The sequence below is a fragment of the Rhodococcoides fascians A44A genome (genome assembly GCF_000760735.1).
GTDB classification, from domain to species: domain Bacteria; phylum Actinomycetota; class Actinomycetes; order Mycobacteriales; family Mycobacteriaceae; genus Rhodococcoides; species Rhodococcoides fascians_E.
Map to the genome: position 1 here is coordinate 250736 of NZ_JMEX01000007.1, position 12337 is coordinate 263072.

Annotated in this window: 18 protein-coding genes and 1 riboswitch; of the genes, 16 read left to right on the plus strand and 2 right to left on the minus strand. The window is 61.0% G+C overall.

Translation table 11 applies throughout. The annotated features are described in order from the left end of the window. Positions 1-62: 62 nt before the first annotated feature. The 9 genes from BH95_RS11525 to BH95_RS11565 all read left to right on the plus strand — a co-directional run bounded on the left by BH95_RS11525 (position 63) and on the right by BH95_RS11565 (position 6554). Positions 63-689, plus strand: a complete 627-nt coding sequence (locus BH95_RS11525) for a DUF305 domain-containing protein (RefSeq protein WP_037182256.1) — start codon at positions 63-65, stop codon at positions 687-689. Between the two features lie 280 nt (positions 690-969). Beyond that, positions 970-1090: riboswitch (SAM riboswitch) on the plus strand. Positions 1091-1119: 29 nt separating this feature from the next. Beyond that, complete coding sequence (locus tag BH95_RS11530; protein WP_037182259.1) at positions 1120-1560, plus strand: hypothetical protein; 441 nt, start codon at positions 1120-1122, stop codon at positions 1558-1560. 158 nt (positions 1561-1718) lie between these two features. Further along, complete coding sequence (locus tag BH95_RS28275; RefSeq protein ID WP_244164936.1) at positions 1719-2162, plus strand: DUF3558 family protein; 444 nt, start codon at positions 1719-1721, stop codon at positions 2160-2162. 8 nt (positions 2163-2170) lie between these two features. Then, positions 2171-2551 (plus strand): hypothetical protein, encoded by a 381-nt coding sequence (locus tag BH95_RS11540; protein WP_037182260.1) that lies wholly within the window; start codon positions 2171-2173, stop codon positions 2549-2551. A gap of 143 nt (positions 2552-2694) precedes the next feature. Then, positions 2695-3528 carry a MerR family transcriptional regulator gene (locus BH95_RS11545; protein WP_037182261.1) on the plus strand — a complete coding sequence of 278 codons (834 nt, stop codon included), beginning with the start codon at positions 2695-2697 and terminating at the stop codon, positions 3526-3528. Beyond that, positions 3525-4376, plus strand: a complete 852-nt coding sequence (locus BH95_RS27795; RefSeq protein WP_231383908.1) for a hypothetical protein — start codon at positions 3525-3527, stop codon at positions 4374-4376. Before BH95_RS11545 ends, BH95_RS27795 begins: the two co-directional genes overlap by 4 nt. A gap of 432 nt (positions 4377-4808) precedes the next feature. Beyond that, positions 4809-5306: a DUF3558 family protein gene (locus BH95_RS28280; RefSeq protein ID WP_080738007.1), complete on the plus strand. Its 498-nt coding sequence runs from the start codon at positions 4809-4811 to the stop codon at positions 5304-5306. A gap of 9 nt (positions 5307-5315) precedes the next feature. Next, positions 5316-5696, plus strand: coding sequence for a hypothetical protein (locus tag BH95_RS11560; RefSeq protein WP_037182263.1), 381 nt, complete (start codon positions 5316-5318; stop codon positions 5694-5696). A 300-nt stretch (positions 5697-5996) separates the two neighbouring features. Beyond that, positions 5997-6554, plus strand: coding sequence for a dihydrofolate reductase family protein (locus tag BH95_RS11565; RefSeq protein ID WP_037182266.1), 558 nt, complete (start codon positions 5997-5999; stop codon positions 6552-6554). On the opposite strand, the gene BH95_RS11570 is transcribed toward BH95_RS11565, so the two are convergent. Continuing rightward, positions 6536-6829 carry a hypothetical protein gene (locus BH95_RS11570; protein WP_019666748.1) on the minus strand — a complete coding sequence of 98 codons (294 nt, stop codon included), beginning with the start codon at positions 6827-6829 and terminating at the stop codon, positions 6536-6538. The two genes, BH95_RS11565 and BH95_RS11570, sit on opposite strands and share 19 nt — an antisense overlap. A 100-nt stretch (positions 6830-6929) precedes the next feature. Between BH95_RS11570 and BH95_RS11575 the strand changes: the two genes are divergently transcribed. From BH95_RS11575 to BH95_RS11595, 5 genes are all read left to right on the plus strand, one after another. Continuing rightward, the gene (locus BH95_RS11575) at positions 6930-7205 is read left to right on the plus strand and encodes an SAV_915 family protein (RefSeq protein ID WP_230620828.1); all 276 of its coding nucleotides are present in this window, start codon (positions 6930-6932) and stop codon (positions 7203-7205) included. Further along, the gene (locus BH95_RS11580) at positions 7202-7486 is read left to right on the plus strand and encodes a hypothetical protein (RefSeq protein ID WP_020112966.1); all 285 of its coding nucleotides are present in this window, start codon (positions 7202-7204) and stop codon (positions 7484-7486) included. The genes BH95_RS11575 and BH95_RS11580 overlap by 4 nt, the downstream gene beginning before the upstream one ends. A 3-nt stretch (positions 7487-7489) precedes the next feature. Further along, positions 7490-8557, plus strand: coding sequence for a hypothetical protein (locus BH95_RS11585; RefSeq protein WP_037182269.1), 1068 nt, complete (start codon positions 7490-7492; stop codon positions 8555-8557). Continuing rightward, a complete protein-coding gene (locus BH95_RS11590; RefSeq protein WP_157773073.1) occupies positions 8490-9365 on the plus strand; it encodes a hypothetical protein in 876 nt (291 codons plus the stop codon). The genes BH95_RS11585 and BH95_RS11590 overlap by 68 nt, the downstream gene beginning before the upstream one ends. A gap of 61 nt (positions 9366-9426) precedes the next feature. Beyond that, entirely contained in the window at positions 9427-10188 is a 762-nt protein-coding gene (locus BH95_RS11595; RefSeq protein ID WP_037182275.1) for a hypothetical protein, read from the plus strand. Between the two features lie 336 nt (positions 10189-10524). Here the strand turns inward: BH95_RS11595 and BH95_RS11605 are convergent, their stop codons facing one another. After that, complete coding sequence (locus BH95_RS11605; RefSeq protein ID WP_037182279.1) at positions 10525-11001, minus strand: HIT family protein; 477 nt, start codon at positions 10999-11001, stop codon at positions 10525-10527. 216 nt (positions 11002-11217) lie between these two features. Between BH95_RS11605 and BH95_RS27800 the strand changes: the two genes are divergently transcribed. Both BH95_RS27800 and BH95_RS11615 read left to right on the plus strand, forming a co-directional pair. Further along, positions 11218-11718 (plus strand): DUF3558 family protein, encoded by a 501-nt coding sequence (locus tag BH95_RS27800; RefSeq protein WP_157773075.1) that lies wholly within the window; start codon positions 11218-11220, stop codon positions 11716-11718. A 9-nt stretch (positions 11719-11727) separates the two neighbouring features. Then, the gene (locus BH95_RS11615; RefSeq protein ID WP_037182280.1) at positions 11728-12102 is read left to right on the plus strand and encodes a hypothetical protein; all 375 of its coding nucleotides are present in this window, start codon (positions 11728-11730) and stop codon (positions 12100-12102) included. The last annotated feature ends 235 nt before the right edge of the window (positions 12103-12337 follow it).

A 12337-nucleotide genomic window follows, 5' to 3' on the forward strand; every position in this document is an offset into this window, starting at 1 on the left:
TCGACGAGCGTCTACCGGCGGATCTGATTCCCTGTTCTACTTACTCTTGCAAGGAGTTTCACATGTATACCAAGATTGCCGCCTCGATCGCCGCTGCCACCGTCGGCGCGTTCCTGCTGAGCGGCTGTAGTGACACCTCGCCCGATTCATCGATGGACGGGCATTCGATGACGTCGATGTCGTCCGCGCCTATGTCGCCGATGCCGACGAGTGCGTCGGCTCAGTTCAACGATGCCGACGTGATGTTCGCGCGGATGATGTACCCACACCACGCACAGGCAGTCGAGATGGCGGAGATGGTGCAAGGCCGTAGCGACAACCCGGACGTGCAGGCGTTGGCGTCGGCGATCGCTGCCGCGCAGCAGCCCGAGATGGACCAGCTGACGAGCTGGCTGGCCGAGTGGGGTCAGCCCGCACCCTCGGGGGACATGGGCACCATGGGCGGCATGGATCACGGCTCGGGCATGGGCATGATGACCCAACAGGACATGGATGCCTTGGCCGGCCTGACGGGTGCGGAGTTCGATCGGCAGTGGTTGACGATGATGATCGCTCACCACACCGGTGCGATCGACATGGCGCAAGCCGAGATCGCGAACGGATCCAACCCGGACGCGCAGCAGATGGCCCGCACGATCGTCGACACGCAGCAGCAAGAAATCGACACCATGCAGCAACTGCTGGGCTGATCTGAAGTTCTGTCCAACGAAGGGCCGCATCCTCATTCACTTCGACGGGGATGCGGCCCTTCGCTGCGCGTCCCACTGCACAGTGGAACCGTTCGGGCGTGGCTCGAATCATGCATCGTCGCTCCAAGGTCTGTTCGTACTACCGTCGCTAAACGGTATTCCCTTCCTGCCGTAGGTCGACGTCGCACATGACCGGTTCGAGACGTTCATTCAGCGCACGCGTCGGACGACGAGGTAGAGCTGGTCGGTCGACGACCAAAGCGAGTATCGTCGGATGCAGGTTCAAGAGTGGCAGTCACGCGGTACCTGGCCGACTGTCCGGCAACCCCGTCTCCATCGACAGGGGTGCCCCAGGGGAAGAACCGGCTCGACCGACGACCGTCGGCGAGCAAGTCGATGGAGGTACCGAACCTCCGGGACGAGGTGAATCATGTCTGATCCATACGGACTTGCTGAGGCACAAGCGAAGTGGAGCCCGATCCCGCCGGAACGCAGGCGACGGTGGTGCCGAACCCTGCTCGACTACCCGCCGATCTGGTACGGGACCTTCGCGATGATCGCGACGAGGCAACACATCCTCGACGGCGGCTACACCAACATCGTCGCGTGGATCGATCTTGCCAAGAGGGCGGAAGCTGTTGGCTTCACTCCCGAGACGTGGCTGATCTTTCGGCAAAGTCTTCAGCGTGAGTATCTAATGGAGGACTTCCCGTCCCACCCGGCGAATCGGCCGAAACGGCTCGGCAACGGCGGGATCGAGTCCCTCGTCGTCGACCCGGAGGATTTCGCCGACTGGCCATGGATGTACGAGGCAGGGTATCGAGCATCCGAGTCGACAGTCAGATCCCTCGCACGACCGGCCGACCTGTAGGTCACCGCACTGCGGTCAAGTGGAACCGTTTCGATGGTCGATGCGTCTAACCTGTTGATCGACGTGATCGAGGGGGTCGGGTGCGTAGACGGATAGCGACGCTGGTGGCTTTGTTGGCTCTGCTTGCCGGATGCGGTGGGGGTGTCGAGGGCAGTCCCGTGGCTGCTGAACGCTGGGATCCGTGCAGCATCACCCCAGAAGCGGTGGACGCAACTGGGTTGGACAACTCCACCCGTCAGGAAGGATGGGGTCGCGGTATCGAGGTTCCGGACTGGGCGCGGTGCGTGTTCAGTGCTCCAGGGGGCGCGAATTCGCCTTACGGACTGAGCGTGATGTCATCGATTGAGCACACGCTCGACGAAGCCCGTGCCGACCCCTCCAAACGTGACGGCCGTGATCTAACAATCGGTGGTCGCGATGCCTACATGTACGTTACGGAGTTCGGTAAGGCGCTCAGAGACTGCAAGATCGCTATCGATGTCCCGCCAGGCGTTGTGGTGTTCACTGCGCTGTATGAGATGGACGACGGCGTGGATGCCTGCGAAGTAGTCGAGAGGCACGTCAACGATCTGGAGTCTGCGGTTCCGGCCGCACCGAAGTAGGGGGCCCGATGAGTAATCCTGGAGAACCGGTCACCTATTGGAAGGCCCTGGCTGTTGCTGCAGACAACAATCAGTTGTATCTGAACGAGGAAGCTGCCCACGCCTGCTACGAAGCGTGCGACAAGTACATCGCAAAGTTAAAGGTGCATCAGAAAACTGCTAGGGATCTTCGGAACGTTACCGGCTGGGGTGACTTCAATATGGGACTTCACTTGCAGAAGGTTTTCGCAGACAAAGCCGATGGCGGCGAGAACAACATGGTCGACGTGTTGCAGAGTCATATCGACGTCGTCCAGGAAATGAAGGTTGTCTTCAACAAGTTCTTCACTTCGACGAATGACGTCGACGAGGCAAACGCTGGAGGCATTCAAGTCGAGGGGCCTAGGTAGCGTCAGACGGCACGGAAACGCAGCTTGGTCTCAACCAGTCAACGCGTCGGCTCGGTTGAAACTACGTGAGCTCCGGTGGGCGTTGTGGTGTGTGGGCTCAGGGTAGGGCGGCAGAATTCAGGCATTGACCTTGACGCTAGGTCATGGTTGAGACTGAAGGCATGCAGATAGGGCAACTCGCTACCGCGGCCGACACCACACCGAGAACGGTGCGTCACTACCACCGCCTCGGTCTCCTCGCCGAGCCTCAACGGCGCGGGAACGGCTACCGCGAGTACACGATGAACGATGTCGTTCGGCTCATGCGCATTCGCTGGCTCGCGACCAACGGCGTCCCGCTCGGATCGGTTGCCGCGGTTCTCGCGCGCGACGCCTCTGACATCGAGGGTGCTGACGACACAATCGCTGATCTACGCGCACTCGTCGCAGCACTCGAGGCCGAACGCGCCAAACTGACACAGCGGCTGATCAAGCTTTCCTCGATGGTCGACGACGTCGAGAGCGGTCGGCCGCTCTCCGCGCTCCCTCCGAAGGTCGCCGGACTGTTGGCCGGCGCTCTCGAATCCGCCCCGACGCCTGCGGTCCGCACAGCGCTCGAGCGAGAGCGTGACTTGCTTGAGGTACTCGCCATCTCGGGTAAGGCACCGCAGGAATTTCTGTCGTTCTACGCGGCGTCGATCGCCGACGACGAGCAGCGTTCCCGGTACGCCGAACTTCTGTCCGAATGGTCGAGTCTGGAGGGGAAGTCACTGGATTCGGCGGAACCGATGATCGAACGTTTGTCGCGTACGTTGATGGCCTGGTTCGAGGAGGCAGATCCATTCTCAAGCAGAGAATTCGACACCACACAGTCGGGTGAAACAGGCATGCCGATCCCACTCGACGCGATCATCCCCGACCCGGCTCAACGCGAGGTGGTCTCCCGAGTCCAACGTGCGCTCGTGAGCAAGTCAAGCTCTGTAAAGGGCGCCTCATGAAGGTATTAGCCTCGAAGAGTTTCCACCGATCCATGCAAGCGCTTGCAGCAACTGTCTTGGCTGTCGATGCGATCCTCCTGGCGACCGGAGTCCTCGGGCCAGGGCAGGCCGTGCTGTTGTTCGCCACCGTCGAACTTCCCTTGGCCATTATCGTGATGCTCGGTCTGATGACGACCTACCGGGCCCGCCGTCGCGACGGGGAGGATGCAAGAGCGGCGGTGGTCGCTACGGCCGAGAACTCGTCATTCTGGCCGATGATTCTGGCGGAGGTTCGCGCCTACACGTCTCTGTGGTTGTGGATCAGGGGCCGCGTAGCTGACGTCGAGCCGGGTGCGCTGGTGTTCCGGTCGAACCGCGGGACCATGACGCTACCGGCTGCCTTCGGCGTGGTCACCGTCGTAGAGATCTGTGTGCTTCATGTCGTTCTTCCATGGATGTGGCTGCGTATCGCACTCGCGGTGCTGTCAGTGTGGTCCTTGTTCGCGGTGTTCGGCTATCTGGCAATCCACCGAGTCCGTCCGCACTATTTGACCGACACTCATTTCGTTGTGCGGCAATCCGGTTCGACTATCGCCGCGATCGAGCGTTGCTCCATCGCGTCCGCAGCCCTGTCGCGGCGGTTCTGCGAAACCACCCCCATTGCCACAGAGAGCCGATTGCATCTTCCCAACGTCGACGGTACGAACGTCGATATTGTGCTTGCCCAATCGATTTCAGTTCGGTTACCAGCCTTGCTCCCAAAGCATCGCAAGGCCTCGTCCATCAGACGTATCAGCATGTATGTCGACGACCCCGCTGCACTGGTGACCGAACTACACCGAGGTGCAGCACCGTTTGCACGTCGCTGACAACGCGACACCCCGGAGCGGTCCTCACCGCATTCCTCTGCGATGAAGGTTTCGAACTCGCCAGCCTTGCCTCGGCGACTTGGCCGGGTAATGCGCCGACCGGTTGAGACCATGCAGCGAAAGCGCGGCTCCGCGTCGGCTGATCTGAGTTCTCGCACAGGCTCTAGTTCCTCGCACAGGATGCAACGTGTGCGAGAAGCAACAACGTGTGCGAGAGATGCTCTGGCGACCACGTCTCCATTGACAGGGGGTGGCTCGAGGGCAGAGCCGGCTCGTGAAACCACCGTCGGCGAATTAGTCGTTGAGTGCGTGACACCTGGCCTGTTGGTGGAGCCCGACTGGAACCATTTCGATGGTCGCTGCGTCTAATCTGTTGATCGACGTGATCGACGTGATCGAGGGGGTCGGGTGCGTACACGGATAGCGGCATCGATGGCTTTGTTGGGTCTGCTTGCCGGATGCGGTGAGGGTGTCGAGGGCAGCCCTGTCGCTGCTGAGCGCTGGGATCCGTGCAGCATCACGCCAGAAGCAATCGCCGCAACGGGCTTGGATCCGGAATATCGCGTCGAGGGGTGGGCAAAGGGCATCGAAGTCCCGGACTGGGATAGGTGCGAGTTCATGCCTCGGGGTGGTCTTGATGCCGCGTACGCGTTGACCGTGATGTCGTCAGTTGACCACACGGTGGATGAAGCCCGCACGAAGCCTGCTAACAGCGAAGGTCGGGATCTTGAATTAGCCGGACGTGACGCGTACCTGTATGTAACCGAGTTCGGAGCGGCTATTCGGGATTGCAACATTGTCGTTGATACATCGCCGGGTGTCGTGTTGTTCACCACCCTGTATGAGAAGGCCGACGGTGTCGATGCGTGCGAGATCGTCCTTACCCACGCGCGTGACCTGGAGGCGGCTATTCCCGCCGCACATCGTTAGGAGACTTGTATGGCAGACCCGAGCGGACCGGCGACTTACTGGCAGGCACTCGCGGTGGCGGCTGAGGTGGGCGATCTGTACTTGAATTCCGAAGCTGCTGAAGCGTGCTCCCGCGCGTGTGATGAATACGTTCACAAGCTTCAGCAGCATCAGCGGCAGGCGCGCAGCTTGGTCAGTATCAGCGGCTGGGGTGACTTCGACATGGGCCTTCAACTGCAGGACATCTTCGCCAAAAAGGCTGTAGGCGGCGAGAACAACATGGTCGACGTGTTGCAGAGTCATATCGACGTCGTCGAGGAGATGAAGGTTGTATTCAACAAGTTCTTCACTTCGACAAATGACGTGGACGAGGCAAACGCCGGCGGCATTCAAGCCGAGGGTCCTAGGTAGCGGCAGACGGCACGGAAACGCGGCGGTGATCGTGCCTACGTCTGCTGGTCTCAGTTCTCGCACATCTTTCAGCTCCGCGCACAGGATGCAACGTGTGCGAGAACCTACAACGTGTGCGAGAGACGGTCTGCCCTACGTCTGTTCAATCGGGGGTTGGCAGCAGCACTGAATGGCGTCCGCGACCGATCACCGGTGCCCTTGTCGCGGGGTTTCACCCCAGATCGACAACGACCGCCCGGTCCTGTCACGAGCGAAAGCGATTGTGCGGCAGCGTGGCATGTGAGCCGGTAGATTCACCGAATGCGACCTCTGCGGTACTCCATCAATGTCTCGCTCGACGGATGCGTCGACCACAACTTCGCACGCCCGTCCGAGGATCTGCACCTGCACGCGGCGCAGAGCATCGCTCGTGCTGATGCATTGCTGTTCGGGAGGACGACGTACGAAATGATGGAATCGGCGTGGAGACGACCCTCACCCGACATGCCGGAGTGGACAGCGCCGTTTGCGCAGAGCATCAGCGAAAGCAGAAAGTACGTCGTCACGAGCACGCTGGCATCGGTGGACTGGAACGCTGAGATAGTCGACGGTGACATCGAGGAAACCGTCCGGCGACTCAAGAACGAGCCGGGTAACGGCATCTTCACCGGCGGGGTGCAACTGCCACTCGCACTCGCCGACATGGGACTGATCGACGAATACGAGTTCGTCGTTCACCCTGTTGTGGTCGGTCGAGGGCCGACCCTGTTCGCCGGGCTGGCGGAGCGCGTCGAACTCGAGCTCGTCGGGCGGGAGGAGTTCAGTCACGGCGTCGTCGCGTCGCGGTATGTCCTGGCCGATCAGTCTCTGTCGAGGTAGAACTCCGCAATTTCGGTTGCCACCGCCGCGGCTGCGCGAGCGAGGTCGGAATCGACACTCACGGCAGTCGAGTCACTCAGTGCGTCGGCGAGCGTGGCTCCGCGCAGGTCACGCGACTGCACTAGCTCCCACGCATACTCCATCACCCGAACCGACGTCGCGAAGTCCAGACCCGGCACGTTCGATCGAAGGGCGGTGGCGGCCCAGTCCGCGTCGAACGTCCCGCGGGGTGGCCCGAACACTCGCTCGCCGGACGAGTAACTCTGAGGTTCCATACCCACCGATGGTATCCGTCGGACAGTGGAACCGATTCACAACTCGTTGCGTCTGAATCTGTAGGACCGGTTTTCACACCGGAGCAGGGGAGGACGTTTCGTGAAAATTCCGTCAGATTATCCACCGGTGTTGTATGTGCCGTGCGCAGAACAAGTTTCGGACCCGTCGGATGCACGTGTGTTGATCAATGACACGCGCGACGGCAGGTCTGCGCTTCTGGTCTACTCGGCACTCGATCGTTTGCACACGTGCATGGGCAGGGACCAGCCGTGGATCGTGGTTCCGATCACCTTTCTGCCTGCGATCGAAGAGGTCGCCCACTTCGATCTGGTGCTGCTCGACGTCGTCGTGCCGGATAAGGCGCGTGCATCATGAGCATCGTCGTCGATCACGAGGAAATTCGTCTGCAGGCGGGGTACGTGCGGGACGCTGCGACGAGAGTCGACGAGGTCGCACCGTCGATTCCCGGTGCCGTCGACGGCGGTGTGGGCACCGCTGCGATACTCGGTATTCTGAGCAACTTCGTTGCCTCCGCCGGTGAGCTGGTCTCGGGACTAGCAGGCCTGAACGTGACTCTGAACGAGTGCGCCACCAGGTACGCCGAGCAGGACATCGTCGCAGCCGACGAAATCAACGTCGCGGCATGGGCGGAATAGAACATGAGCATAGACACCCACATCGACGGTGACCCGGAATCGGTTCGGCAGGTTGCTCGCTGGCTGCGTGAACAGCTAGCGCCCGTCCTGGACGATGCGGCAGACAAGGTGTTCGCCGCGCGCAACCGAATCGACGGCGCCTGGGACGGCCCTGCCTCCGACGCGGCGATGCCAAAGCTGACTCGAGCCGCCGAAGGCGCGGAGAAGATCGCTGTGGCGGCTCGTGATCACGCCCGGCAGATCGACAATTTCGCGGCCGGCTTGCAGAAAGCGCAGTCCATGATGGCGGATGCGCGCCGTGATGCCGCAGCAGCCGGCCTGACGATCAGCAGCGACGCGATCGACGATCCGCTGTCGGGGGACCTGTCTGCTGCGTACGGTCAGGCGACCAGAGCGGCCGAGGAGTCTCGCTCGGTCGAGCGTGAAGCAGCAGAAGCGCTCGTTGGAGTCTGGACCAACCCCTACGTCGATTGGTTCTTTCTGGCAACCGAAGTGGTCGACGCGGCCGCAATGGCCGTAGTCGAGGGCCAGACGTGGGCGTTGAACGGTAAGTCGGCCTGGCTGACGGCGGAATCACGGCGCTACATCGATCTCGCTTTGAACGCCCAGGATGGTACGCCGGCTTCGGTGATCTATCGGGACGTGGATTATGCGAACACTACTGCAGCCAGAGCGGTCGATGCTGCCGAAGCTGCAGAGGACCTGGGGACGAAGGCCGGCCGCGTATCGTCCCGTTTGGGAAGTGGGCTGGCTGTCGCTGGAGTTGCGTGGGACATCTACAACGGCAAACCCGCCGACCAGGCCATCGTGTCCGCCGGCGCGAGCTTCGGCGCATCGGTTGCGGCAGGCGCGGCTATCGGAACTCTCATTCCAGCGCCGGTGATCGGCACGCTCGCAGGTGCAGCTGTCGGAGCCGTTGCCGGGATCTACACCTCCGGTGCAGTGGATACCCTGTACGCCGAGGGGTTCGGTAGCGCAGGCGACGCCGTCGTCGACGGATGGGATGCGCTGTACGACACCGGCGCGTCCATCGGCGAACTCGCAACAGGAGCGTGGGATGTCTTCTTCTGATTTCCAGACCGAGTCGATTCTGGGGATGAAGCCCAAGTCGAGGCTAATCGCGCAAAGCGCTTGCGGTGCCGTGTTCGCAGTCTTGATGATCTACACGGCTGCCCAGGATATTCCGGACGGACGGCTGCGTGAGGGCGGCATGGCGTTGTCCTTCGGGTTCTTCGCAGTAATGATTACAACCTTTCCGTGGTTCAACGAGCCGTCGACCAAGTCCGGTACCGCAGTGTTGGCGAGGGTCAAGAACTCCACTGTCCGGTACGAGCTGCGCGGTTGGCTCTGCTTGAACATTCTTTTCGGATCAATGGTCATTGCCATGAGTTTTTGGATTTGGTTTCTCGCCCCTCCACTACTGACGTTCTACTTCTCGGTCGCATTCCGCTCGGTGCGAAATGGTTGGGTCGAGCTCGACGAGAAAGGGATTCGTCACAGGGGGTGGTCGTTCGAGTCCGAACTGAAGTGGGACTCGGTCTGGACTACGCAGATGCCGGTGCGCGTCTTCCGCAACGCCTTCATGCGCCTGTTCCCCCGGTGCGCCGTGGTGTACCGTGTCGTGTCGATATTGCCCAAGATCGACCGTAACCGACGCAGAGACTTTCGTTCCTGCGACCTCGACGGTTCACGGATCACTGCGTGGATATGGCGTATCGAAAAGAGGTCGAAGCTGTCGATCGATCTCGACACCCGTCGATTCGACGTTCATCCAGAGGTGTTGCAGGCCTGGATAATGTTCTATGTGCACAACCCCAAGATGCGGTTCGAGCTAGGGACCGATGCTGCGGCGCAGCGACTGGCGTCCATAACGCCGTGAACAGTGGGCGGAGCACGCCACGAGCGCGACGAGTGTCCGAGTCCTGAGGTACCTTGCGACGATGAGGTGGAACCCGTTCGATAGACGGTCGGCAGACATTCGCGCCATCGACGACACCTTGGTCGGTCTCGACGCCACGGCTGCCGCGAAACAACCTGACCTTGTGCGCGAGGCAGTGAAGGCATGGCGTGGATCGGCGGTAGCGGATCCAAGTTCCCCGCGACGGGAGAAAGTTCGCCAGATCGTCGATCGGGGTCGCGGTGTCGATCACCTCGGGGCCGAGCACGCCGAGTTGCTTGCTCTCCGGTCGGCCACCCGCGGCAAGGTAGTCCACGCGGTGGTCGTACTCGCAGCCGAGATTTCGTCGTTGAGCGCGTGGACGTCGCTGGACACCGCCCACCGCATCGTCCGCATCGACTTGGTCTCGGAGGTGACTTCTGTCGTTTGGAGCGCAGGCAAGCTCGAAGCCGCATTCGTGCGGCTCGGCCCCAAACCGACGAACCACCTTGCCGACGACGCCGAAGTGCAGAAGATCTACCAAGAGCGCATCGACGCTTTGGCGGATCGTCAGCGAACACTGATCGCCCGACTCACGGCGTTACGGTCCTACCTCGACGGGCTCGTCGAAATCGACCGAGAACTTCAGAAAGTCCGCTGGATCGAGAACCACGGCACCCCCGACGACAGCGAATACGAAACCCGCGAAGGCGACGAACTGGGCTCGCTACACCTCAACGCCGCCCGGGACATGTTCGACGAGACCACCGACCGCATCGGCGCCCAACTCCGCGACGCCGTCGAGCAATTGGATCGCCGCGTCTGAGCACTCGAATCAGACAGGTACGAACGGTTCGTACTCACGAGACCGAATCCAGAGGAGAACGCCACTGCCGTCGACGGTGGAACCAGTGCAGCATCACCCCCGGGTAGTCCGGATCCGCAGGCCTGGGACCCGACCACTGCGACGCCGGCTGGAATCGAGGCATCGAAGTGTAGGACTGGGTTGTCTGCTCGTTCAAGCCGAAGGGCCTCGACGTGGATAACTGCTTCGTTGTTGAGTCGTCGTACTCGAACCCTCGGAAACGGTCAAGATTCAGTTCGCCCATCGAGAAGACGGAACGTGTACTGCCGCGACCCACAGGAGCCCGACCACCGTCGATCAGGACAACGAAAACTTCGCGCGTAGGCGCTCTGCATACGGCGCTCTCCTCTCGGACGGAACATGAACAGCGTCGTCATGACGGGTGTACAGGTGATCGTCGGTGTAGCGCGGGAAAATATGAATGTGGTGGTGCCACAGGTCCTGATTTCCGGCCGGCTCGTTGTGTTGTCTTGTCGAAACGCCGTCACATTCGTATGTTTCACGCATGACGATTGCGGCAGTCTGTACAAGATCGAAGAGCGCGTGCCCCACCGCCCGTGGCAACGTGTAGAGGTTTTCGAAGTGCTCGACCGGTAAGACAAGAAGATGACCAGGGTTGTGCGGCCACCACTTTGGCGAGATCCGCGCGAGTGCAAACTCGGTTCGTACAACAAGATCGGTTTTCGCATTGAGTTCGTCGAACTCGCCTCGGATGTACCGGCAGAACGGGCAGTTGTAGCGCGCAGGTTCATGCGTCACTGTCTCGACCTTCATTTCCCCAGTCTGTCATCGAATTATGGGTTTCCCTTTGGGAGAGGCGGGTGGGTCAAGTGCGGTGCACTGTGCTGGGCGGGTGGGACACGGTTGATTGGTTTGCTGTCAGGGTTAGTTGGAGCGGTCGGATGAGTGGAACCGATCAAGGAAGCAGTGCGTCTAATCTGGTAGCCGTACTCGACGGAGGGGGACCGTGTGCGCAGATGGATTGTGGCCGTGATTGCGGCGGCTGCCCTGCTTGGGGGGTGTGCGAGGGAGGTATCGCCGCAGGCGACGGCCGAGCCGACCCGATGGGATCCGTGCAGTATCACCCCCGAACAGATCGGGACAACCGGCTTGGATCCGGACTACCGTGAGGTCGGCTGGGGCCGAGGGATCGAAGTGCCGGACTGGGACATCTGCTCGTTCAGGCCGAAGGGGCACAACGTGCCTTACTACTTCGTAGTAAAGTCGTCGTCCAACCGCACGGTCGGGGAGGCGCGAGAGGATTCGTCCAACTTTGCAGGGCGCGATTTCGAACTCGATGGACGCGATGCGTTTCAGTACCAAACAAAGGCATCCAATGCCGTGGACTCCTGCAGCGTCGCGGTGGAAGCCGCGCCTGGCGTGGTCGTACTCTCGGTCAACGCCTTTACGGCAGACGGAGGCGTCGACCCTTGTTCTGTATTACTCGATCACGTCGATGATTTGAAATCGGCACTGCCGCGGGATAAGTAGGAGAAGCACATGAGTGTTGACGGTCAACCCCTCACGTATTGGCAATCGCTGGCCGTGGCGGCCGACAACGGCGACCTGTACCTCAACGCCGAGGCGGCCCGGGCGTGCAGCGAGTCATGCGACGCCTACATCGACCGACTCAGGGGGCACCAATCGAAAGCCACCGAGCTTTCATATGTCACCGGCTGGGGTGATTTCGATATGGGCAAACAGATCGCGCAGGTGTTTTCGCAGAAGGCTGTTGGAGGGGAGAACAACATGGTCGATGTTCTCGAGGGCCATATCGAGGTTGTCCGCCAGATGCAGGCGGTGTTCAAGAAGTTCTTCACCGACACGGTTGCTCGGGAAGAGGAGACCGCGTCGAGTTTCGAGGGGCCCAGGTAGCGGCGGAGCCTCGAAACTCGATCGACACCTTTGTCCATCCGCGCCCACCACCAGTTCCGAGCGAAAGTGGCGTTCAGTCAGTCAGACTGACCGAACGGGCCGTTCGCTCCGGAGAAAGTGCCTCAATCGACGCCTTCGTTCGCCTACGCCCACGACCAGCTTCGAGCGAAAGTGGCGTTCAATCAGTCAGGCTGACCAAAAGGACCGTTCGCTCTGGAGAAAGTGCCGGGTGGAG